The following is a 21,310-nucleotide window of genomic DNA, read 5'->3' on the forward strand; positions in this document are numbered from 1 at the left end:
GGAACGCGCGGATCGTGGATGCGCGAGCCGCCACACCGCGAGCACCCGTCGATATCGCCATCCGCAGTGGCCGGATCGAGGCCATACGACCTGTCTCCGCCGACGCCTGGGCTGGCTCCGCCTCCATCGATGTGGGTGGGCATTTCGTTGTTCCGGGGTTCGTCGATCTCCACGTCCACCTGCCGCCCGACTCGGCGGTACAGGAAGCCATCCTGGATCGACTCGTCGAGCATGGCGTGACGACGATCCTCAATCCGGGCGCGCGGGTCGGATCCGGGATCGAGCTCAGGGACCGGATCGCCGGTGCGCCGCCGAGGATGCTCACCGCGGGCCCGATCATCGAACGCCGTGACCTCTCTGAGGCGTCAATGGACTGGGCGGTCCTCGTGGAGACGGAGGCCGAAGCCAGAGCCGAAGTCCGTCGCCAGATCGCTTCTGGAGTCGACTTCGTGAAGATCTACTCTGGAGTCTCTCCTGATCTGGCCGGGGTCGTGGTGGACGAGGCTGCACTGTCCGGTGTTCCGGTGATCGCGCACGCGGGGGCCACCTCCTGGACGCAAGCCGCACGGGCTGGGGTGTCCATGCTGGTGCACTCCGGCTACGGGACCCCCATGGACGAGATCGTGAACCTTCCGAATCCGGCTTCTGCTACGGATGCGGAGTGGTACGCCGGGTACGCGGACGCACCGAACGGAGCCGCATTCCGCGATCTTGTAGAGCTGCTGAAGGATCGTCAGGTGACCGTCGTCCCGACGTTGGCGATCACTCAAGCCGCGGGGCTCGGAAAGGACGCCAGCCTTCTCCCACGGTTCGAGACGCACCTCGCGCCGGAGACCGAGCTCCCAGGGTGGTGGCCGCATGGATGGGAGACGCGCCACCCGCAGTACGGCGACGACGTTGGCCCCGAGGAGGCCGCGCTACTGGAGCGCGTCTACTGGCCCGGCGTGCTGGGGATCGTGCGAGCGTTCCATGAGCAGGGGGTACGCCTCGGCGTCGGCACCGACGTGGGCAACGCCTGGATCACGCCGGGCGCCTCGTTCCATTATGAGATGAGTCTCTACGCCGACGCTGGCATCTCTCCGCACAGCATCCTCTCGATGGCCACGATGGGTGGTGCCGCTGCGCTCGGTCTGGCGGACTCGATAGGAACGGTCGAGGTCGGCAAGCTGGCTGACCTCGTTGTCCTGAGCGTCGATCCCACCCGGAGCATCGCGGCCACGCGAACGATCGAGATGGTCATCGCAGCCGGTCGGGTCGCTGCGCGGCACCGGTGACCGGACCAACGCCCTTCAATCGGGGCTGCCCACCGCCCCCATTCTGTGGACACATTGGGCTGGAACTACTTCATCGACGGCGGCCGGCATCCCCAGAGGCGGATCCCCCGGCGATGCCGGCCGATCGGAGCGGACCGGTCAACCCGCCTTGTTGAACATGTAGCGGGCGATCCGCCAGGCTCCGTCCTCCTGCGCGAACACGAAGAGCTCGCGGTTGGACTCCGGCGCCTCGGCGCCGGTCGCGTTCACGCGCACGGAGCCGTTCGATCGGGTCAGGGCAGTGGCGATGCCCTCGCCTCCCGCGATCTCGTCCACGGTGAACTCGATGTCGAGCGCGATGGTGTTGAAGATCGTCCGGTAGGTGGCGAGCACGGCATCGCGCCCGTCGGCCGTCGGGAAGCCCTGGGGCATGAAGATGCCGTTGGCGGAGTAGAGCTCAGCGATGCCCTCGGCGTCCGATGCATTGAGCAGGAGCTCGTAGTTCGCCAGGAGTGCGCGGATGCTCTCTTCGTGGTGTGTCATCGTGTCGCTCCATCCATTGCCTCCACGCGAGGAGTGTCGGGGTCTACGTGGTCTGCACGCGTGCGCCACGGGTGGATCACAGTTCGCGGTGCCCGACGCAGATGCCGCCTAGTGTCGGGGGATCTCTCCGCCGCGCTCGTCGAGCCAGTCACGGAACGAGTGGAGTTCCGGATTCAAGCGGCGAGACAGCTCCACATCCCTGGCGCCCGTGAATACGTCGTTGAAGTCGTGGTAGAACTGGAACATGTTCCCCATGTCGTCTGCCCCGGGGAACCCGAAGGAGCGGTAGGTATCGAACGGCACGGCGACATAGGTGACCGGTTCGCCGAGAGCTTCCCCAAGTGCGCTCGCCATCTCCGCGCCGGTCAGGTGCTCGCCCGCGATGCCGACGGTCTTCCCGATGAACGCATCGCCGCCCTGGAAGATCCCGAACGCACACCGTCCGATGTCGACCGCCGCGATCCCGGCGAGCTTGGCATCGCCCATGGGCAGCGCGAACACCAGACCGCCATCGTCGCCTCGCTGCGGCTCCATCCCGAAGTGGACGAGATTGTCCCAGTAGAAGGTCGTGAGGAGCAGCGTCGTGGGAACGCCTGCCTCGGCGAAGAAGGCGTCCGCCTGACCCTTCGCATCGAAGTGGGGCACCTTGAAGTGCTCCATCAGGGTCGGCATGCGGTCGTCCTCGAGCGGAATCCAGCGCCGCGTGTCCTCGAGCGTGGACCAGACGACGTGGCGGACGCCCGCTTCGCGAGCGGCCGTCGCCAGGTTCTTCGCCTGCGCCATCTCGCGCTCGGGGGACATGTGCTCCCAGTAGTTGGTGACGCAGAAGGCGCCGTGCGCGCCTGCGAACGCAGCGATCAGACTGTCCACATCATCGAGGTCGGCCTGCACCACCTCGGCGCCTGCTGCCGTCAGGGCCTGGGCCTTCTTCGAGGTCGCGTCTCTGGTGATCACTCGCGCGCGAAACCCACTGTCGGGATGGTCCAGGATCGCACGCACCAGGCCGCTGCCCTGGGAGCCCGTACCGCCGACCACCGCAATGACCTTCTCAGCCATGGTTCCTCTCCACTTCCTGGTAGGCTCCACGCGAGGAGCGAGGTCTCCGCAGGCGGCACGCGAGCGCCACGGGGGTTCAGTCGTCGAGCTGCTGCCCGACGGCCTCCAACAACGCTTCGAGCGTGTCCAGCTCGGCACGACTCAACGCCTTGAGCGAGGCGGCTGCCGCCTCGCCGACCTCCCGGTCAAGCCCGTCGAGCAGCGCACGCCCGTGCCGGGTGATCGAACTCACCCGGCTCCGTCGGTCCTCCGACGAGCGCTGGGTCGTCACGGCACCCATCTGCGTGAGTCCGGAGAGGATCCGGGTGAGGTCCGGCTCCCGGGTCACCATGCGATCTCCGATCCCGCTCCTGCTCAACCCCCCGTCTCCTGCGGAGCGCAGGATGCGCAGCACGTTGTACTGGGAGGGGGAGAGGCCCGCCTGGCGGACAACCGCATCCGACCGCGCCGAAGCCACGCGGGCCGCCCGGACGAGCGCGATCAGCACACGCTCCTCGGGCGCGTCGATGCCCATGGCCTGGGCCGGGTGCAGGGTCGACATGACCAATAATACTCCTCGCGAGGAGTAATGCAAGGGCCTTCCACCTGGAGCGGAGCGTTGCGGATCCCGGTGGGGCGACCTGAGCGACGCATCCATCGGCTCGCCACGCAGCATCACGCTGCGACGGTTCAACTCGGCCCAATACCAATCGGTCTGATAGACGGACGGATCCGCGGCGGGGAACGTCAGGTCGGTCGGATCCCACAGCACGACTGCGTCGAGAATCTCCGCCAGGGTCGAGGTCCCATAGACGTCCGGTCGCGACCCATCACGGTTCCGCAGCGCGGTGGCGGCATTGGCGGGAATCGCTCCGATGGCGCTACCCGCGGTCGTCGCCAGCCGGGGCGCCCCGGACCCGACGAGGTCTGCCAGTCCCAGCTCCTCCGCCCGTCCCATCGACTGGATCACGTAGGTGGCCCCAGGGTGGTGGAGCTCGAGCCACGCGACGGGGGTGACCTCCGCCGTGGGGACTCCCCGGGAGGAGCGCCGGACCCGAGGCGCTTTGGCGACATGGAGACCTCCGGCGAGGAAGAGACAGTGCCTCCCCTCGCGCAGCGACTCCCGCCGGATCACGTCTGCCATCGAACGTGCACGGTCGAAGAACGGGCTCAACTGGGCCACGGAGTCGACCTGCGACCAGTCCACCGGGGCGTCTGCCAGCAAGACCCGGTACTGCGACTCGCGAGGAAGTGCCGCGTTCACGCGCCGTACCGCACGGAAGAAGCGCTCGTAGACGGGCGCATCCCATACCGTGTTCGGCGAGACGACCGTGTTGCGCCACGCCATCGTGACGGAATCCCAGGGAACGTCATCTCCGCGGGCGTAGCGATCCACCACGCTTTGATACAGCGCGTTGCCCCATTCCACAGCGATGTCATCGATGACGTCGGCTGCCCCCGGTGTCTCCAGGAGACGGAGCACGAGGTCGTGGAACTCGAGATGTCCGTGGTTCTCACCGAGAGCCACGACCCAGGCTGGATCGAAGGCCTCGAGGATCGCGGTCACGGGGTTCTGCGGCGTCCCATCGAGACCCGCGACCTGACCAAGCGCTACGAGCAGCACCGGGAGCAGCACTCCATCACCTCACTGGAGGATGGGGGCGTTCAGGCTCTCCGGAGCATCCGACACGCGTGGCCGCCGGTGGGTTGCACCGCCGCGGGCAGCACAGCCGACATCTCGGACGACGTCCGAAGCGTCGCGATCCGGCTCCTCCGCCCCCGAGTCGCCTCGAAGGTCCCCGCCGAGCTCCGGCTCAGCGCGCCGCGACCGCAGTGTGGACGCGCGGTGCCACACCGAACTCGCGCGAGTACTCCCGGCTGAATTGCGTCGGGCTCGCGTATCCCACCTCGATGGCCGCGCGGGACACCCCGTATCCCTCCGCGGAGATGAGCCGGCGAGCCTCGAAGAGCCGCATCGTCTTCTGGTACTGCAGGGGAGTGGTGCCGGTGATCGACTTGAAGTGCCGATGGAACGCCGACTCGCTCATCCCGATCCGCCTGGCCAGTCGGGGGACGGACAACGTCGACCGGAAGTTCTCCCGGATCTCCCGAACCGCTCGATGGATGTGACTCGCCGTGCTGTCAGCCCGAAGAAGCTTCCGGAGCATTCCGCCGTGCGGTGCCATCAGCAGCCTGAAGTGGATCTCCCGCAAGACGAGCGGGGCCAGGACCCTGGCTTCCGTAGGGCTCCCGGCCACGGCCACGTAGCGGGTCAGAGCCTCGATCAGAAGCTCCTCCGTCCGCTCCACGTCCAGGGTGGCCGCTCGCGCCCCGGTGTCGGCCCTCTCATCGATCTGATCCACGAGGCTGCGCAGGATGCCGATGTCGAGGGCGAGCGTCATCGCCAGGTACGGGCATTCGGTGACCTGGGAGAGCACCGGGAGAGCGTGGCTGACGATGAGGGATTCGCCGGGTCCGAACTCCACCGCCATGGACCCCGCAGTCGTCCGCTTCCTCCCGCGCAGGATCAGGCAGACGACCGGCTCGTAGACGGTGCCTTCGATCGGCGTCGGAGCGGAGTGCCGCAAGAAGCCCAGGCCCGGCAATGCGCCGGAAACGTAGCCCTCGACGCCACCGGAATCCGGGATTGCGCCCGCAAGACGCTGAAGCCGTTCTCGTGTCGTCATGGGTCCGCCTCCGGCCCCGATCCTAGTCGGTGTCGCGCGGCGGTGGAAGCGGCCCGGGAGCACCGCGGCAGGATCAGGCAGCAATCACGGAGGATCCGGCAGGCCCGACCGGTCCTCCTCGGCTACGTTGATCGACCCTCGCACACCACACAGGGAGCCTGCCGTGAGCCGTCCCGTCTTCGTTCGACTCCTCAACGGAGTCGAGATGCCCTCCGTGGGGTTCGGCACCTATCTGATCCCCGATGAGGAAGCCGGCGCCGCTGTGCGCGCGGCGCTTCAAGCGGGGTACCGACACGTGGACACCGCCGAGGCCTACCGAAACGAGGCGGGCGTGGGAGAGGGGATCCGGGACGCCATCGACTCCCTGGGCCTGGAGCGCCGGGACGTCTTCGTGACGACCAAGCTGTGGCCGGGGAATCCGGCGTGGGGAGATCCGGCCAAGGACGCCGCCGCGACCGTGGCGTCCTTCGAGGGCAGCCTGCAGCGGCTCGGCATGGACCACGTGGACCTCTACCTGATCCACGCTCCGTTCGCCGGCACCGGCAGACTCGCGCAATGGCGGGCGCTCGTCGACCTGAGGGAGCAAGGCCGGATCCGGGCCATCGGCGTGAGCAACTTCAGCATCGATCACATCCGGGAGATCGAGCGCGCGGGACTCCCCCTTCCCGACGCCAACCAGATCGAGCTTCATCCCTGGTCCCAGAAGCCCGACCTGGTCGACTACCTCCGGGAGGCCGGCATCCAGCCCATCGCGTACAGCAGCCTCGTGCCGCTGTCGAGCTGGCGCGCCGTGGAGGGTCAGGCCAGTGCGAAGACCGCGGCGATGGTCACAGACGGCGCGAGCGAGGACTCGCCCTTCAAGGCCTTGGCGTCCAAGCACGGCGTCTCGGAAGCACAGGTCCTCCTCCGCTGGGCGGTCCAGAGGGGATTCGCGGTTCTTCCCAAGAGCACCCATCCGGAGCGGGTCCGGCAGAACCTCGACCTCTATTCCTTCGAGCTCGACAAGGCGGACATGGACCTCCTCGCGCGCATGGACCGCGGCGGGGGCGTCGCGTGGGCCGCGGGGGATCCGATCAAGGCCGACTAGTAGGTCTTCCTCCGAATGCCGACGGAGGATCCGTGGCCGCCCTTGCCGCTCGCCGATCGGCCCCGGCATCCTGACAGCGGAGGGGGGGCGCTCCCCGGAACCGCCGAGGCGTGAACGGAGCGCCGGTTCATGCCGGTACGTCGGAGAGAGGTATGGCACGCGAGATCATCAGCACCGACAACGCCGCAAAGTCTCCGCCGACCTACAGCCAGGCCGTGCGAGCAGGAGGATTCATCTTCGTGTCGGGCACGGCGCCCCAGGACCCGAGCAGCGGTGCGATCGTCGGGACGACGATCCAGGAGCAGACGCGGCAGTGTCTGAAGAACATCGCCGCCATCCTCGAGTCGGCCGGTAGCTCGTTGCACAAGGTCGTCAGCGCGACCGTGGTGCTCGCCGATGAGGACGACTTCTCCGGCATGAACGAAGAGTGGCTGCGATGGTTTCCGACCGATCCCCCCGCCAGGCAAGGTGCCAAGCTGCCGGTCCGCGTACCGGGTCTCAAGGTCTCGATCGCGGCGATCGCGGAAGCCTGAGGCTGGGTCGAAACGACGTCCACACACAGGAGCGGCCTTGAACGATACCGCAGGATTTCCTGGGGAGGGCGTGGAGCTGACGCTCCTCCTGGTGGTGTCGGACATCGTGCGAGCGCTGGCCTTCTACACGGACGTGTTGGGTGCCTCCCTCTTCCGCGAGTACGGCGGCACCTCCGCCGTTCTGCAGCTCCAGGGTACGTGGTTGCTGTTGGTCACCGGCGGCGGTCCCACGCCGGGGAAGCCCACGGTCACCTTCGCGGTTCCGGACGACCCGGACCGGGTGAGCCACCAACTGACCTTCCGGGTCCCCGACTGCTGGGCGGCGTACGAGACGCTGAAAGGCCGAGGCGCTGCGTTCCTCGCCGAGCCCGTGGATCGTGGCGGAGAGATCCGCGCCTTCTTCCGCGATCCGGATGGCCATCTGCTCGAGATCAGTCAGCTCACCTGAGACGGCGCGGGCGGCCCGAGCGGCACGTTGCGCGGGGCCGCGCTCGGCTTGCCCACGACGCAGTCTCGAGCCATGCTGAGGCATGGCCGACACGCGGGCACGGGGGCCTCTCCCCGTGCGTCCGCCCGCCGACGGTCCGCTGCCCGGGACCACGGCGTCGCCTACCGCAGAGCAGCTGTCCACCCGAGCCAGGGGGGGTCCTTGAAACGATCGCTGCTGCTGACGCTGGCGGTGGGTCTCCCCAGTCAAGGTTGCGGAAGTCCCCCGCCCCCCCAGTTCCGTGCGCGCGCCCAGGCGCTCGCGCCCGCAGTGCTGGGCAAGGCCGAGGACTTCGCGCCACTGGTAGCGCACTCCGGTCGGGAACCCCGATGCGAGGACCTGCGCGACGTACCCGCCGCCCTCGGATCCAGGGTGCTCTCGTACATCTACGGCGACCCGCAGGAGCAGAGGATCGCAGTGGCCCTGACCGAGGATGGTTCGGTTCGCAGCTATTCCGACATGCGCGGGATGGGGAGGACGGCCGGCGGCCGCGAAGGGGATTTGACGTCGATCTCCATCAACTTCGAACAGGGTCATGCGTTTGGCCTGAATCGACCGGCCGGCCGCGCCGCGGAAGCCGTGCGGTTCGACCTCGACGACGCCCTGGACGCGCGGAGTCTGGGTGAGCCGCGAGCGCGGATGGAAGAGATCGTGAAGCGGTGCGGGGGATCGTAGCGCACCCGCCTGCTCGGACCCCTCCAGATCGGGGATCCGCCCGCGACTCCGACTCGGGCTTCGGGAGCGAGCCCTGCGGCGCGTGGCCCCGAGGTGAACGATGAGTGACGATCGGCGAACGTACAGCGACGAGGAGTTCGCGCTCGTGCTGCGGAAGGCCGCGGAGCTGGCCGAGACACCGGACGGGCGCGCGACGCCGTCGAACGGACTGACCCTGTCCGAGATGAAGGCGGCGGCGGCGCAGGCCGGGTTCGACCCGACCCTGGTGGAGCGCGCTGCTCGCCTCCTCTCCACGCGTTCCTCCGCGCCGCCGTCCGTCGTGGAGCGGCTGATCGGAGGCCGGCTGCGGCACGGCCAGGAGGCGCACTTCCCGATCACATTGGACGAAGCTGAGGCGGCGCGACTGCTGTCGGCGCTGCAGATCGAGATCGCCCGACCCGGGACCGGTCACTCCAGCGCGATGGGGCTGGCCTGGCATTCCTCGGATGACGTGGATGTCGTTCGCGTCACTGCGCGATCGGATCCGGACGGGACATCGATCGCAGTCGACCTCGACCGTCGCGGCACCCTGGCGGTGACCGGGACGGTCACGCTGCTCTCCTCCCTCACCGCGTGGATCGTCATGGTGGTCGTCGGCAACGAGGTGAGTCCGGTGTTGGGCGCTGCCGTGGGCGCCACCGGCCTGGGTGGCGCGCTCGCGGTGGCCCGCGGCTACTGGTCCTCGTCGAGTCGGAAGGCTCGCGAGCAGGTGGAGGGCGTGATCGACTCCGTCAGCCGATTCCTCAGCGCGCCAAGGACCGCTGCTCCTCCCGAAGCCGGTGAAAGCACCGGGACGGAAGCCCCGCGCCCGTGACTTCACGACAGCCGCCGGATCTCACGCCCGCGCACCCGCCCTCCCTGATCGACGAGGCCCTGCATCGCGTGCGGTCCGCCCCCACAGCCAGGGTTCCGGACCTGCGCGCGGTGCGTCGAGCCGTATCCTGGGACTGCAGGGACCTCAGGGCCGACGACGTGTTCGGTCTCGCCGATCATCTGCTGCGCAGCCCCGACGTCCCGCGGTGGTTCGTCTACGAGCTGGTCTCCGCGCATCCCGTGGCCATGGCAGCCCTCGACGTGGCGGCCCTGGAACGACTCGGAGAGGGGATGAAGTCGTGGGGCGAGGTGGACCCGTTCGCCTGCTTCCTGTCCGGTGTCGCTTGGCGGGAGGGACGGATCGCCGATGCGGACATCCACCGCTGGGCCGCGGATGCCGATCGGTGGTGGCGCCGGGCAGCCCTGGTCAGCACGGTGCCCCTCAACCTGCGATCGCGTGGTGGGACGGGCGACGTGCGTCGCACGCTGCGGGTATGTGATCTGCTGCGGGCCGACCGCGACGACATGGTCGTCAAGGCCATGTCCTGGGCCGTGCGCGCACTCGTGCCGCACGATCCTGGCGCCGTCCGGAAGTACATCCAGCGGTATCGAGGCGAGCTCGCGCCCCGGGTGGTCCGCGAGGTCACGCACAAGCTCGAGACGGGATTGAAGAGCGGCGCGCGACGATGACGGTCGGGCATCACCCGACCGGCATCCGCAGTCCCACGAGCAGGGGTACGTGCACGTCGTCCCAGCCGTCGGGCACCTCGACGCGGACCTGGAGTCGCACGATGCCCCGATCCCACCAGACCCGTCCATGGGGTTGGGCGCGCCACCCCGCGGACCGGTGCAACGCGCCGATCCCGGCCCCGAGGCCCAGCGGGCCGGCTGCGAGCGACAGATCGGCTCCGAGCGATTGCCCACCGCGGTCGCAGCCATCCGAGCACGAGACGCCGATCCCTCGCGTCGCGGCGTAGGCCGTCAGCGCCGCCCGGCCGCTGCGGATCTCCATCTCCGCCACCGCGGTCATCCCGCCCGAGGCGACATGGCCGTTGTCGGCGATGGCCGCGAACCCCACCGACGGGACGAAGGTGAGCGCATGCCCGGACCGCTCCTGGGCGTGCGCGACGCTCGCGCCCGTGCCGGAGGCGGCGACGAGCGCCAGCAGAAGGGCACGAGCGCGCATGCGTGACTCTCTCCGTGGGGGTCCAGGCTGCAAGGTGCCTCGTCCTGGGAGAACGAAGAAGCGCCGTCGTCCGTGACGACGCGCCCCTCGCGCGCACGGACCCAGCCGCAACCCCACCGCAACCGTCGTCCACAAGGCCGGCTTGCGTCCTCCCGCCGCCGGGAGCATGCTGGCCCCCGACCTTCGAGGGCGTATCGCTGCGCGCGGCGCTGGCGGCGTCATCACCCCGACGACTCCCTCACCAGGAGCGAGCCTCGGTGACCGTCCCCGACCCCCGGTCCTTGCGCACGTACGCCCGAACGGCGGGCGTTCTCTATCTGCTCATCATCGTGACGGCGGGCTTCGCGGAGGGCTACGTGCGCACCGGCCTCGTGGTCCCGGGTGACGCCGTCTCGACGGCGGATCGCATCCTCGCCTCGCCCGTCCTCTTCCGGCTCGGGTTCTTCGCGGACCTGATCGCCTTCGTGGCCGATGCCGCCGTGGCCGTGCTGCTCTACGTGGTGCTCCGCTCGGCGGGAGAGACCCTCGCGCTGCTCGCCGCGGCCTTCCGTCTGGTCGCCCACCCCGCCATCGCCGCGCTGAATCTCCTTCACCACTTCGGAGCGCTCCTCCTGCTCGAGGGTCGTGGCGCGCTCTCCGGCCTGGACGGGGCAGTCCGCGAGGCCCTGGCGCTGCATTCGCTGGAGCTCCACGGCTACGGCTACGTCCTCGCCGGCGCCTTCTTCGGCGTGCACTGCGCCCTGCTGGCGGTTCTGCTCCATCGCTCCGAGTGGTTCCCCAGCGTGCTGGGCGTGCTGCTGGGGGCTGCGGCGATCGGCTACCTCTTCGAGACGTACGCGGTCTTCGTGCAGCCCGGGCTGGAGGGCGTCGCCGCAGGCCTGGTGGTCGTCACCGCGGGGACCGGCGAGGTGGCGCTTGCCCTGTACCTGTGCTTCCGCGGCGTACGGCCGCAGCGCGCGGCGGCCGCGGCTCCACCGGCCTCGGTTCCGTGACGCGCATCGGCGTCATCGCGGATACGCACGGACTCCTCCGGCCCGGTGCGCTCGAGGCCCTGCGGGGGAGCGATCTCATCCTGCATGCCGGCGATGTGGGGAGCGGAACGCTGCTCCCGGCGCTGGAGGACATCGCGCGGGTCATCGCGGTCCGGGGCAACGTGGACGGAGGGCCGTGGGCGGACCTGCTCCCCCTCACGGAGGTCGTGGAGGTCGAGGGGCGGTCGCTGTATCTGTTGCACGCAGAGGAGGACCTGGACCTGGACCCCGCGGCCGCGGGGTTCGCGGCGGTGATCTTCGGTCACTCCCATCAGCCGGTCGTCCGCTACCGGAAGGGCGTGCTCTACCTGAACCCCGGAAGCGCCGGCCCGCGCCGCTTCGATCTACCGGTCACGGTGGCCTCGCTGGAGGTGCACCCGGATGGGTTGCGCCCGACGCTGATCCCGATCCCCGTGGAGTAGCGGGTCTTTGCTCCGGACCGGTGCGCACCCCTGAAACGCCCGACTCAGCCAGGACGTAGACCCCGGAGCAGGCGCGCCCCGCTGCCCGCGGGCTCCGCCGGTTGCGGCGTCCCGTCCCACCCGGCGATCGTGGACCGGAGCGTTGTCGCGGTTTCCGCAACCGAGGAGCTGATCGATGCCCCCACCGCCTCCTCCCTGCGGCACCGAGGCCCTGCGGGCCACATTCGGGAACCTGGACATCTACGTCTTCGATCAGCTCCTTCGCGGCCGGCTCACCCCCGCCATGCGGATCCTGGACGCCGGGTGTGGGGCCGGCCGCAATTCGGAGTACCTCATGCGGTGCGGTGCCGAGGTGTTCGGCGTGGACTCCGACCAGGCGCAGATCGCGCGCATCCGCCGCGCGGCCGCCGACGCGGCGCCGGATCTTCCCGCCGACCACTTCATGGTGGCCAGCCTGGAGGACCTGCCGTTCGCGGACGGCTACTTTGACGCCGTGCTGTGCAGCGCCGTCCTCCACTTCGCGCCCAGCACACAATCCTTCGAGACGATGGTGGGCGAGATGTGGCGGGTGCTCCGCTCCGGCGGCCTCTTCTTCGCGCGCCTGGCCTCCAGCATCGGGATCGAGACGCGCGTCACGCACCTGCGCGACCGCTGGCACCGCCTGCCAGACGGCAGCGACCGGTTCCTGGTGGACGAAGCGTATCTGGTGCAGGTGACGGAGGCGCTCGGCGGCGAGCTGATCGATCCCCTGAAGACGACGGTCGTGCAGAACATGCGCTCGATGACGACCTGGGTGCTGCGAAAGGGATAGCGACGTGATGGACGTGCTGGAGCCCATGGGGTGGGATGCGGCCCGAGCGCAGGCGTTCGCGGTGTGGGACGGTCCGACGGGCGAGCCCGCGCGCGTCACCGCCCAGCAGCGGGATCGCTGGAGCCTGCGCGCGCGCTCCGGAGCCGTGGAGGGTCGGTTGCTCCGGTGGGAAACGGGTGCCCCGACTCCCGTGACGGGCGATTGGGTGGTCTGCCGCCCTCCGTCGCATCCTTCGGACCCCTTGGGGATCGTCGCCATCCTGCCCCGGCGCACGGCGGTGCTGCGCGGGTCGGCCGGCACGACGGCCGGCGCGCAGGTGCTGGCCGCGAACGTGGACCACCTGTGGATCGTGCGGGGGCTGGACACAGCACCCAACCTGCGGAGCCTGGAACGATATCTGGCAGTGGCGTGGGAGAGCGGTGCCTCGCCGGAGATCGTGCTCACCAAGAGCGACCTGGCGGAGGATCGGGAGGCCAGCCTCGCCGGGGTCCGAGCGATCGCCTTCGGCGTGCCCGTGCACGCCATCAGCATCACCGACGCGGACTCGGTGGCGGCGCTCCGCGACCGCCTCGTGCCGGGAGAGACCGTGGCTCTGCTCGGCCCTTCGGGTGCGGGCAAGTCCACCCTCATCAATGCACTGGCCTCGGCTCGGTTGACGCGCACCGGGGAGGTTCGCGCCAGCGACCGGAAGGGCCGGCACACCACCACGGCGCGGGAGCTGTTCGCGATCCCGGGCGGTGCCCTGCTCCTGGACACCCCCGGCCTGCGTGAGCTCCGCGTGATCGAGGCTGGTGACGGCGTGGAGCGGGCCTTCCCGGACATCGATGCGCTCTCCGGCGGCTGCCGGTTCCGGGACTGCTCGCACACGACGGAGCCCGGGTGCGAAGTCCTGGCCGCGGTGGAAGCTGGAACGCTCTCTGCCGAGCGGCTGGAGAGCTACCGCAAGCTGCAGGCGGATGTCGCGTACGCCCGGCGGAAGGACGATCCCCGCGCCCAGGCCGCGTACGTTGCGGAGCACAAGACGGCCCTGCGCACGCTCAAGCATCATCCGAAGTACCGGAGGGATGGATGATCCGCCGGCGCGCCCGAGTACGGCCGGTGGCGAGACGCACGATCGTGTCCGGCGCCTGGATGATCGCGGCCCTCGCTGCGTGCGGCGATCCAGCGCAGGTCGAATCGGACCTCACGGAGACCACCACGACCGAGCACTACGCCTTCCACTTCGCCGCAGGCGATTCGGTGGATGTCGAGTGGCAGGAGGCGTTCCACGCCTGGGTCAGCGCCGAGCTCGAGATCACGGAGCCCCGACGCCTGGAGTACTTCAAGTATCGGGATCGAGCCCATCTCGCCTCGATCACCGGTCGCAGCACCAACGGCTTCGCCGAGCCGGGCACGCTGCGCTTCCACACCATCTGGCCGATCGACAACCACGAGGGGGTGCACACGCTCGTCTTGTTGCACCTCGGGCATCCGCCGGCGTTGTTCAACGAAGGGGTGGCCGTGGCGCACCAGACCGATCCGTTCGCCGGGGACCTGGTTGCGCGCTGGAGCGGTCAGGACATCCACGACCTGGCGCGGACGTTCCTGCGGCAGAGGAGGATCCCCGCGCTCACGGCCCTGCTGAGGAGTCCTGACTTCTTCTCGCACAGCGATGCCATCACCTATCCCACGGCGGGCTCCTTCGTGCGCTGGCTGCTGGACCGGTACGGACTCGGCGCCTTCCGCGCCTTGCTCGCGGGTGCATCCTTCGACGATCCTGCAGAGACGACGCGGCAGCGCTTCCAGACGGCGTACGGCATGCCGTTGGAGGACGCCTGGACGGCCTGGCAGAGCTGGCTCGAGATGGAGGGATCGTGAGACAGACCCTGGGACTCCACGAGGGGCTGCTTCTGCTTGCCCTCCACGACCGGAAGGGAACCGTCCCGATCGGCAGCATGGTGGACATGGGGCTGGGGGGCGGCCTCCTGGCGGAGCTCGTCCTGGCCGGGCGGGTCGAGATCCAGGGCGAAGGCCGCAAGCGGCTCGTGGCCGTGGTCGACACGAGGCGCTTCGGGGACGAGCTCCTGGACGAGGCGCTGAAGCGCCTGCGGGAGGCGAAACGCCGGATCAAGCCTGCCACGGCGGTGCACCGACTCGGTCGACTCAAGCAGCTCCGCCATCGCGTGGCGCGTGACCTGTGTCGCCGTGGGGTCCTGCGCGCGACGGAGGATCAGATCCTGCTGCTCTTCCGACGGCGGGTCTATCCCACGGTCGACCCGGGGCCGGAGCGGACGCTCGTCGCCGACATCCGCGGCGCGCTGGACGCGCCGGGGGAGCGGTTCGCACGGATCGAGGAACGGACGGCCGTGCTCGTCGGGCTGGCGCACGCATCGCGGCTGCTCGGCGGGCTCTACGGCCGTTCCGAGCTGCGGGCGCTCAAGCCTCGTCTGCAGGCGCTGCGCGAGATGTCGCCCGCGGTCGAGGCGACCTGGAGCGCGGTGGAGGCCACCGAGGCGGCCACGGTCGCCGCGATCGCGGCGGCGTCGTGAGGCACGCCGAGCGGAGCACGTGGCGACAGTCTGGCATACGCCTCCCTGCGGCCGCTGCCGCGGAAGGACCGGAACTCCGCCGGAGGGTGGTGAGCGCGCCAGCGTGCCGGGGAGTCGTCGTCATCGCACTGGCGTTGGGCGCATGCGTCCAGGAGGAGGGTGACCACGTCAACGAGGGCAGCAGGGCGGATGCCTCTCCCGCGGCGGTGCACGCGTGGCGGCTTACCGACGTGCCGCTGCTGGACCTCGCGACGGCGGGAGCTGGCGGCGCCTACGAGTTCACGCGCATCATCGGCGCGGTCCGCCTGTCGGACGGTGGCATCGTTGCCGCAAACTTCGCGAATCCTCCGGATATCCGAGGCTTTGCACCCGATGGACGTCACCTGTGGACTGTCGGTGGTTCGGGGGGAGGGCCGGGCGAGTTCGAGGCCATCGCCTGGATCCAGAAGCTGCGTGGCGACACCATCGTAGCGTACGACTACTGGCAGTCCCGACTGACGTTCCTCTCCACGGCGGGGGTCCTGCTGGGGGTAACGGCCGTCGAACGGGCCGATGCGCGAGTGGGTCCCGGCGGACTCTCGCTGAGCTCCATGTTCGACGATGGAAGTCTGTTGGGTCGCCAGAATCTCCTCTTTCCGGGTGCACCCCGGGGTGAGGGACGGCTGATTGCACCGTTCCTGCGCGTCGATCGGTCGGGTTCGACGTGGGACACGATTGCGGTTCTGGAGTCGATCGACCATGCGGAAGGTGCGGAGGGTCGTCCCATCCTCCCGCTCTTCGGACGCAGCGCCGTCGTCATGGTGGCAGGGAACCGCATGGTGCACGGGATGGGTGACCAGTTCGTGTTCGCGGCCTACGACCACAACGGCGTGAAGGAGGTCGAGTTCCGGCTCGGTGTGGAGCCGCGAGCTGTGACGCCTGAGCTCCTGGAGCAGGCTGAGCGGGCGCAGCGGAGTGCAACGGCCGGAGCGGGACCGCGAGCGAACCAGGCAGATCTGGACTGGCGGTACCGTGAAGGACCTCGTGCGGCGACGGTCCCCGCCTACGACCGCTTTCGCGCGGGTGGGGATGGGCGGATCTGGGTGCGGAGCTATGTGGTTCCGGGGGATCCGGTGGTGAGGTGGTACTCCTTCATGCCCGATGGTCGGCCGGAGGGGCAGCTCGAGGTCCCGGCGGGCCTCGACCTCCTGCATTTCGCAACGGCCGAGGTGCTGGGCGTTTGGACCGACAGTCTCGACGTGCAGACGCCTCGCCTCTACGGACTCCTCCCTCGCTGACCGACTGCGTCCGGGCGGGCAGGGCTCGCGCCGCAGCCGCGACTGCTGCTCTCGAGATCGCTCGAGGGCTATCTCCCTCGTGTCTGCCCCCTACCCCAGCACCCCCGCATACGCCGACAGCGCCGGCTGACCGCCCAGGTGCGCGTACAGCACCTTCGAGCCCGGCGCGATCCCCTCGCTGTCGACGAGGTCCATGAGAGCGGCCATCGACTTGCCCTCGTAGACCGGGTCGGTGAGCATCCCCTCCAAGCGCCCGCACATGCGGATGGCGTCCAGCGTGCGCGCGTCGGGCTTGCCGTAGACCCCGGCGTGCCAGCCGTCGAGCAGGACGACGTCGTCCTCAGTCAGCTCGCGCTCCACTCCGATGCGGCGGGCGGTATCGCGCGCGATGCGGGTCACCTGCGCACGCGTCTGCTCCACGGTGGCGGACGCATCGATCCCGAGGATGCGCCGCCCCCGCCCCTCCAGCGCCGCCCCGGCGATCATGCCGGCGTGGGTGGAGCCGGTCACCGAACACACCACGACCGTGTCGAAGAACATGCCGAGGGCCTTCTCCTGCTCGGCCAGCTCGACGACCCAGTTGGCGAACCCGAGGCCGCCGAGCGGATGATCCGACGCGCCCGCAGGGATGGGGTAGGGTTTGCCGCCGGCGGCCTCCACGGATTCCAGGGCGCGCCGCCAGCTCTCGCGCACGCCGATGTCGAACCCGGCGGGGTTCAGGCGTACGTCCCCACCCATGATCCGCGAGAGTTGGATGTTGCCCACGCGGTCGTAGACGACGTCGGGCCAGTCCACCCAGGCCTCCTGGATGGTGACCGCCTTCAGCCCCAGATGGGCGGCCACGCCGGTGACCTGGCGCGTGTGATTGGACTGCACCCCGCCGATCGAGACGAGCGTATCGCAGCCCTGGGCGATCGCATCGGCGACCAGGTACTCGAGCTTGCGGACCTTGTTGCCGCCGAAGGCGATGCCGGAGTTGCAGTCCTCGCGCTTGGCCCAGATCTCCACCCGGTCTCCGAGGTGGCGGCTCAGCCGGCGGAGGGGGTGCACGGGCGAAGGCCCGAACGTCAGCGGATGACGCGGGAAGTCGGCGAGTGACATGGGGCAGCTCTCTGATTATCGTATACGATTATACGATACGGTAGCGGAGGGGCACCGCCATGGGCAAGTCGGTCGAGGAACTGAGCGGGACCCTCCGGTCCGCCATCCTCGGAGGAGACCTGGAGCCCGGCGCGCGGCTGCGCCAGGACGACCTGGCGGCCCGGCTGGGCGTGAGCAAGATCCCGCTGAGGGAAGCCCTGCAGCGCCTGGCCGCCGAGGGTCTGGTGACGGTGGACGCCAACCGGGGGTTCTCCGTGAGCCGACTCACCGCCTCCGAAGCGGAGGAGATCTACGCGCTCCGTCTGGCCCTCGAGCCCGAGCTCCTGCAGCGGGCCCTCCCCCGGGCGACGATCGTGGATCTGGCCCGCGCCGAGCACGCGCTCGAGGCGGATGCCGACGCGACGCCCGCCGGCAACTGGACCTTCCACCAGGCGCTCTACGGGCCCTCCGGCTGGGAGCGGGGGCTCACGCTGGTCCGGGGCCTGCACGGGGCCGTGGCGCCCTATCTCCTCCTCTACCTGGACGATCCCACCGGTGCGGCCGCGTCCGCGGCGCAGCATCGGGAGATCCTGGCCCGTTGTCAGACACGCGACGCCCCGGGGGCGGCGGAGGTGCTGCGCACCCACCTGCGGATGGCGGGGGAGCGTCTGGTCGGGCGGTTGACCGATGCCGCTGCCGGAGCCTCCCCGGTCTGAGGGCTCCGCGCGGAACCGGGGGCGGCCGGCAGGGCTCGGCGGTGATCCCGGTCTGAGCGGTGGTGTCGGAAACTCGGCCGGCGTATGGGGGTTACCGTCCTGATCGCTGACTCTTGAATCAGGATATGTAACGCATGCGACGTCGCTCCTCGCTTCTGGTGCCAGGGTTCCTCCTGGCCGCCGCGCTCCTCCCCGCAGGAACAGCCCAGGCCCAATCGGTGGACCGGGATCAGATCGGCGCCTGGTACATGCTGTTCTGGTCCACCCGCTTCGACGGGACCCCGATCGGCCTGCAGGGAGACGTCCAGTACCGGAACTGGGACCTCGGCGGCGACCTGGAGCAGCTCCTCATCCGGGGAGGTCTCACGTGGACGCCCGGGACGCTGCCGCTGCTCCTGACTGCCGGCGCCGCCCACATCACCAGCGGCGCCTTCGGCGACAGCGACGAGACCAGCGCCGAGCGGCGCCTCTACCAGGAAGCGCTGCTGCGGCAGTCCCTCGGCGACGCCGTCTTCCTCCGCCATCGCTACCGCTACGAGCAGCGCTGGGTGGACGGCCAGGACTTCCGCACGCGCTTCCGCTACGCCCTGTTCGCGGACATCCCGTTGAACGGACAGGGAACCGGCGCCGGCGCGCTGTACCTGGCCCTGTACGACGAGCTGTTCATCAACGGCGAACGCGACATCGGGGACGGTCGCAGCGTCGAGCGCTTCGATCGCAACCGGATCTACGGCGCGCTCGGGTACGGCTGGAGCGATCGCCTCAAGGTGCAGGGCGGCTACATGGTGCAGACCGTCGTCGGGGGTTCGAAGGGGCAGATCCAGGGAAGCCTGCACGTCTCGTTCTGAGGCGTGGGGTGGACCCACCGCGCCTTGCGGGCGTCCGATCCCTGACCGCACCCTGCAGGGCCGGCTTCCTCACGGCTCGTCCGGACCGCATGCGCAAGACGCTCAAGTTCCTGCACACGATGGGCTCCATCGGCTACTGCGGCGCGCTCGCGGGGCTGCTGGTCCTGCACACGGCCCTGCCCGATCCGTCGGACCTCGAGCGCTTCGCCACGCTCCGCATCACGATGGGACGGATCGCCGAGTGGGTGCTCCTGCCGTCGATCGGTCTCGTCACCATCAGCGGTCTGCTGGCGATGGGGGCCACCACGGCCTACATGAACGCTGGTTGGGTGTGGGCCAAGCTGGCCTCGGGGATCCTCATCCTCGAAGGGACGCTGGTCTACGTGCAGGCTCCGATGGAGCGCGCCGCCCGGCAGGCCCAGGCGGCGTTGGCCGGCGAGATCCCCTGGGCCGAGCTGAACGCACCCCTCGGTTCCGAGTGGGGATCGTTCTGGGTGCTCATGACGGTGGGCGTGGTCAACGTGGCGCTCGGTGTCTGGCGCCCGCGGTTCGAGCGGCGCTGAGCCTCACCCCGCCGCGGCCCGTCCCGCGTTGCGACCCGAGAAGAGGCATCCGCCCAGGAAGGTCCCCTCGAGCGCGTTGTACCCGTGCATGCCCCCACCACCGAAGCCACTCACCTCACCGGCGGCGTAGAGTCCGGGGATGGGTACGCCGTCCGCGCCGAGCACCCGACCCTCCAGATCGGTCTCCAGACCACCCAACGTCTTGCGGGTGAGGATGTGCAACCGCACCGCGATGAGCGGACCATGCGCGGGATCGAGCAGCCGATGGGGCCGTGCCACCCGCACCAGGCGGTCCCCGACGTAGCGACGCGCGGCGCGGAGCGCCACGACCTGCGCGTCCGTGGCGTCGTCGTCCGTGATCTGACGGTCGCGCGCTTCCATGATCGTGCGCAGGCCCTCCGGATCGATGCGGTGCGGGGCGCCGATCCGGTTCATGCCGTCGACGAGCTGCTCCAGACGATCGGCGACCACGAAGTCCTCGCCGTGGCGCAGGAACGCCGCGACGGGCCCGGGCGCGCCGCCGCGCAGACGGCGAAGCAGCAGCCGGATGCTCTTGCCCGTCAGGTCCGGGTTCTGCTCGCTGCCCGAGAGCGCGAACTCCTTCTCGACGATGCGGTGCGTGAGCACGAACCACGAATGCTCGTGCCCGAGCGACCTGAGGTGCGCGAGCGTGCCCAGCGTGTCGAAGCCGGGGAAGCAGGGTGCCGGCAGACGATTCCCCTCCGCGTCGAGCCAGAGCGAGGACGGGCCTGGCAGGATCCGGATGCCGTGGTTCTCCCAGATGGGATCCCAGTTCCGGATGCCTTCCGTGTAGTGCCACATGCGGTCCGGGTGGATCACCCGTCCGCCCGCCTCGGCGGTGATCTCGCGCATGCGCCCGTCCACGTGCGCGGGAACCCCGGCGACCATGTGCGCCGGTGGCGTGCCGAGCCGGGCCGGCCAGGCCCGGCGCACCAGGTCCAGATTCCCACCGATCCCGCCGGACGTCACCAGCACGGCTCCGGCCCGCGCTTCGAAGGCACCGACCTGCACGCGCGAGCTCGCGCGTCCGCGTTCCACGGCGGACGGCTCCAGCACGGCGCCACGCACGCCCACGACGGCCCCGCCTTCGCGCAGCAGCGCGTCCACGCGATGGCGGAAGGCGAATCTCACCCGACCCGCCGCGGCGTGTGCGCGCACGCGCGCTTCGAACGGCGCCAGCACTCCCGGACCCGTCCCCCACGTGATATGGAAGCGGGGCACCGAGTTGCCATGCCCACCCGGCTGGCCGTCTCCCCGCTCGGCCCAGCCCACCACGGGAAAGAACCGGAGCCCGAGGCCATGCAGCCAGGCGCGCTTCTCGCCCGCCGCGAAGTGCACGTAGGCTTCGGCCCAACGGCGTGGCCACCGGTCATCGGGGCGGTCGAACGCGGCGGAGCCCATCCAATCGCGCAGCGCCAGCTCCAGGGAGTCCTGGATGCCCAGCCGCCGTTGCTCCGGCGAGCCCACCAGGAAGAGTCCCCCCAGACTCCAGAACGCCTGTCCGCCGAGGCTCTGCTCCGGCTCCTGGTCGAGCAGCAGCACGCGCCGGCCCCGGTCCGCCAGCTCCACCGTGGCTGCGAGGCCGGCCAACCCGGCGCCCACCACGATGGCGTCTGCCTGCAGAGGGGGGTTCACTCCCCGCCGCCCTCGCCTGCGGGCGTCGCGACCAGGCGGG

General features: G+C 69.8%; 24 protein-coding genes. 17 read left to right on the forward strand and 7 right to left on the reverse strand.

The annotated features are described in order from the left end of the window. A partial coding sequence (locus tag R3E98_21240; GenBank protein MEZ4425934.1) for an amidohydrolase family protein occupies positions 1-1,274 on the forward strand: 1,274 nt, incomplete at its 5' end. Positions 1,275-1,412: 138 nt separating this feature from the next. Here R3E98_21240 and R3E98_21245 read toward each other — a convergent pair. The 4 genes from R3E98_21245 to R3E98_21260 form a co-directional block, all read right to left on the reverse strand. Next, positions 1,413-1,796 (reverse strand): SgcJ/EcaC family oxidoreductase, encoded by a 384-nt coding sequence (locus R3E98_21245; protein ID MEZ4425935.1) that lies wholly within the window; start codon positions 1,794-1,796, stop codon positions 1,413-1,415. Positions 1,797-1,904: 108 nt separating this feature from the next. Next, the gene (locus R3E98_21250) at positions 1,905-2,852 is read right to left on the reverse strand and encodes an NmrA/HSCARG family protein (protein MEZ4425936.1); all 948 of its coding nucleotides are present in this window, start codon (positions 2,850-2,852) and stop codon (positions 1,905-1,907) included. A gap of 76 nt (positions 2,853-2,928) precedes the next feature. Continuing rightward, positions 2,929-4,398, reverse strand: a complete 1,470-nt coding sequence (locus R3E98_21255; protein ID MEZ4425937.1) for a MarR family transcriptional regulator — start codon at positions 4,396-4,398, stop codon at positions 2,929-2,931. A gap of 247 nt (positions 4,399-4,645) precedes the next feature. Then, positions 4,646-5,518, reverse strand: a complete 873-nt coding sequence (locus R3E98_21260) for an AraC family transcriptional regulator (GenBank protein MEZ4425938.1) — start codon at positions 5,516-5,518, stop codon at positions 4,646-4,648. Between the two features lie 163 nt (positions 5,519-5,681). Between R3E98_21260 and R3E98_21265 the strand changes: the two genes are divergently transcribed. The 6 genes from R3E98_21265 (at position 5,682) to R3E98_21290 (ending at position 9,842) form a co-directional block, all read left to right on the forward strand. Then, positions 5,682-6,605, forward strand: a complete 924-nt coding sequence (locus R3E98_21265; GenBank protein MEZ4425939.1) for an aldo/keto reductase — start codon at positions 5,682-5,684, stop codon at positions 6,603-6,605. 152 nt (positions 6,606-6,757) lie between these two features. Continuing rightward, positions 6,758-7,138 (forward strand): RidA family protein, encoded by a 381-nt coding sequence (locus tag R3E98_21270; protein ID MEZ4425940.1) that lies wholly within the window; start codon positions 6,758-6,760, stop codon positions 7,136-7,138. 37 nt (positions 7,139-7,175) lie between these two features. Beyond that, positions 7,176-7,586 (forward strand): VOC family protein, encoded by a 411-nt coding sequence (locus R3E98_21275; GenBank protein MEZ4425941.1) that lies wholly within the window; start codon positions 7,176-7,178, stop codon positions 7,584-7,586. Between the two features lie 411 nt (positions 7,587-7,997). Next, positions 7,998-8,300 carry a hypothetical protein gene (locus tag R3E98_21280; GenBank protein ID MEZ4425942.1) on the forward strand — a complete coding sequence of 101 codons (303 nt, stop codon included), beginning with the start codon at positions 7,998-8,000 and terminating at the stop codon, positions 8,298-8,300. 100 nt (positions 8,301-8,400) lie between these two features. Continuing rightward, positions 8,401-9,153, forward strand: a complete 753-nt coding sequence (locus tag R3E98_21285; protein MEZ4425943.1) for a hypothetical protein — start codon at positions 8,401-8,403, stop codon at positions 9,151-9,153. Beyond that, complete coding sequence (locus tag R3E98_21290) at positions 9,150-9,842, forward strand: DNA alkylation repair protein (GenBank protein MEZ4425944.1); 693 nt, start codon at positions 9,150-9,152, stop codon at positions 9,840-9,842. Before R3E98_21285 ends, R3E98_21290 begins: the two co-directional genes overlap by 4 nt. Positions 9,843-9,852: 10 nt before the next feature. Here R3E98_21290 and R3E98_21295 read toward each other — a convergent pair whose 3' ends face one another. Further along, positions 9,853-10,338, reverse strand: coding sequence for a hypothetical protein (locus tag R3E98_21295; GenBank protein ID MEZ4425945.1), 486 nt, complete (start codon positions 10,336-10,338; stop codon positions 9,853-9,855). A 257-nt stretch (positions 10,339-10,595) separates the two neighbouring features. On the opposite strand from R3E98_21295, the gene R3E98_21300 reads away from it, so the two are divergent. From R3E98_21300 to R3E98_21330, 7 genes are all read left to right on the forward strand, one after another. Beyond that, positions 10,596-11,330, forward strand: coding sequence for a DUF4386 domain-containing protein (locus tag R3E98_21300; GenBank protein MEZ4425946.1), 735 nt, complete (start codon positions 10,596-10,598; stop codon positions 11,328-11,330). Next, complete coding sequence (locus tag R3E98_21305; protein ID MEZ4425947.1) at positions 11,327-11,791, forward strand: metallophosphoesterase family protein; 465 nt, start codon at positions 11,327-11,329, stop codon at positions 11,789-11,791. The genes R3E98_21300 and R3E98_21305 overlap by 4 nt, the downstream gene beginning before the upstream one ends. A gap of 175 nt (positions 11,792-11,966) precedes the next feature. Beyond that, a complete protein-coding gene (locus R3E98_21310) occupies positions 11,967-12,602 on the forward strand; it encodes a class I SAM-dependent methyltransferase (protein MEZ4425948.1) in 636 nt (211 codons plus the stop codon). Positions 12,603-12,609: 7 nt separating this feature from the next. Then, positions 12,610-13,674 (forward strand): ribosome small subunit-dependent GTPase A, encoded by a 1,065-nt coding sequence (rsgA, locus tag R3E98_21315; GenBank protein MEZ4425949.1) that lies wholly within the window; start codon positions 12,610-12,612, stop codon positions 13,672-13,674. Positions 13,675-13,700: 26 nt separating this feature from the next. Next, the gene (locus R3E98_21320; protein MEZ4425950.1) at positions 13,701-14,459 is read left to right on the forward strand and encodes a hypothetical protein; all 759 of its coding nucleotides are present in this window, start codon (positions 13,701-13,703) and stop codon (positions 14,457-14,459) included. Further along, entirely contained in the window at positions 14,456-15,130 is a 675-nt protein-coding gene (locus R3E98_21325; GenBank protein MEZ4425951.1) for a GPP34 family phosphoprotein, read from the forward strand. Before R3E98_21320 ends, R3E98_21325 begins: the two co-directional genes overlap by 4 nt. Positions 15,131-15,219: 89 nt before the next feature. Then, positions 15,220-16,407: a hypothetical protein gene (locus tag R3E98_21330; GenBank protein MEZ4425952.1), complete on the forward strand. Its 1,188-nt coding sequence runs from the start codon at positions 15,220-15,222 to the stop codon at positions 16,405-16,407. Between the two features lie 90 nt (positions 16,408-16,497). Here the strand turns inward: R3E98_21330 and R3E98_21335 are convergent, their stop codons facing one another. Beyond that, complete coding sequence (locus R3E98_21335) at positions 16,498-17,508, reverse strand: 1-aminocyclopropane-1-carboxylate deaminase (GenBank protein ID MEZ4425953.1); 1,011 nt, start codon at positions 17,506-17,508, stop codon at positions 16,498-16,500. Positions 17,509-17,567: 59 nt separating this feature from the next. On the opposite strand from R3E98_21335, the gene R3E98_21340 reads away from it, so the two are divergent. The 3 genes from R3E98_21340 to R3E98_21350 all read left to right on the forward strand — a co-directional run bounded on the left by R3E98_21340 (position 17,568) and on the right by R3E98_21350 (position 19,614). Continuing rightward, on the forward strand, positions 17,568-18,203 hold the full coding sequence (locus R3E98_21340; protein MEZ4425954.1) for a GntR family transcriptional regulator: 636 nt from the start codon (positions 17,568-17,570) through the stop codon (positions 18,201-18,203). A 134-nt stretch (positions 18,204-18,337) separates the two neighbouring features. Next, positions 18,338-19,051 carry a DUF2490 domain-containing protein gene (locus R3E98_21345; GenBank protein MEZ4425955.1) on the forward strand — a complete coding sequence of 238 codons (714 nt, stop codon included), beginning with the start codon at positions 18,338-18,340 and terminating at the stop codon, positions 19,049-19,051. 89 nt (positions 19,052-19,140) lie between these two features. Next, on the forward strand, positions 19,141-19,614 hold the full coding sequence (locus tag R3E98_21350) for a hypothetical protein (protein ID MEZ4425956.1): 474 nt from the start codon (positions 19,141-19,143) through the stop codon (positions 19,612-19,614). Positions 19,615-19,617: 3 nt separating this feature from the next. Here R3E98_21350 and R3E98_21355 read toward each other — a convergent pair whose 3' ends face one another. Next, positions 19,618-21,258 (reverse strand): FAD-binding dehydrogenase, encoded by a 1,641-nt coding sequence (locus R3E98_21355; protein MEZ4425957.1) that lies wholly within the window; start codon positions 21,256-21,258, stop codon positions 19,618-19,620. Positions 21,259-21,310: the final 52 nt, after the last annotated feature.

Source organism: Gemmatimonadota bacterium, assembly GCA_041390125.1.
GTDB lineage: Bacteria > Gemmatimonadota > Gemmatimonadetes > Longimicrobiales > Gaopeijiaceae > JAGQIF01.

What these genes read in the sequence shown, in the direction of transcription:
- R3E98_21270 (MEZ4425940.1), top strand. Translation starts at nt 6,758, where the DNA reads ATGGCACGCGAGATCATCAGCACCGACAACGCCGCAAAGTCTCCGCCG.
- R3E98_21345 (MEZ4425955.1), top strand. Translation starts at nt 18,338, where the DNA reads ATGCGACGTCGCTCCTCGCTTCTGGTGCCAGGGTTCCTCCTGGCCGCC.
- R3E98_21310 (MEZ4425948.1), top strand. Translation starts at nt 11,967, where the DNA reads ATGCCCCCACCGCCTCCTCCCTGCGGCACCGAGGCCCTGCGGGCCACA.
- R3E98_21335 (MEZ4425953.1), bottom strand. Translation starts at nt 17,508, where the DNA reads ATGTCACTCGCCGACTTCCCGCGTCATCCGCTGACGTTCGGGCCTTCG.
- R3E98_21295 (MEZ4425945.1), bottom strand. Translation starts at nt 10,338, where the DNA reads ATGCGCGCTCGTGCCCTTCTGCTGGCGCTCGTCGCCGCCTCCGGCACG.
- R3E98_21350 (MEZ4425956.1), top strand. Translation starts at nt 19,141, where the DNA reads ATGCGCAAGACGCTCAAGTTCCTGCACACGATGGGCTCCATCGGCTAC.
- R3E98_21340 (MEZ4425954.1), top strand. Translation starts at nt 17,568, where the DNA reads ATGGGCAAGTCGGTCGAGGAACTGAGCGGGACCCTCCGGTCCGCCATC.
- R3E98_21245 (MEZ4425935.1), bottom strand. Translation starts at nt 1,796, where the DNA reads ATGACACACCACGAAGAGAGCATCCGCGCACTCCTGGCGAACTACGAG.
- rsgA (MEZ4425949.1), top strand. Translation starts at nt 12,610, where the DNA reads ATGGACGTGCTGGAGCCCATGGGGTGGGATGCGGCCCGAGCGCAGGCG.
- R3E98_21260 (MEZ4425938.1), bottom strand. Translation starts at nt 5,518, where the DNA reads ATGACGACACGAGAACGGCTTCAGCGTCTTGCGGGCGCAATCCCGGAT.
- R3E98_21250 (MEZ4425936.1), bottom strand. Translation starts at nt 2,852, where the DNA reads ATGGCTGAGAAGGTCATTGCGGTGGTCGGCGGTACGGGCTCCCAGGGC.
- R3E98_21285 (MEZ4425943.1), top strand. Translation starts at nt 8,401, where the DNA reads ATGAGTGACGATCGGCGAACGTACAGCGACGAGGAGTTCGCGCTCGTG.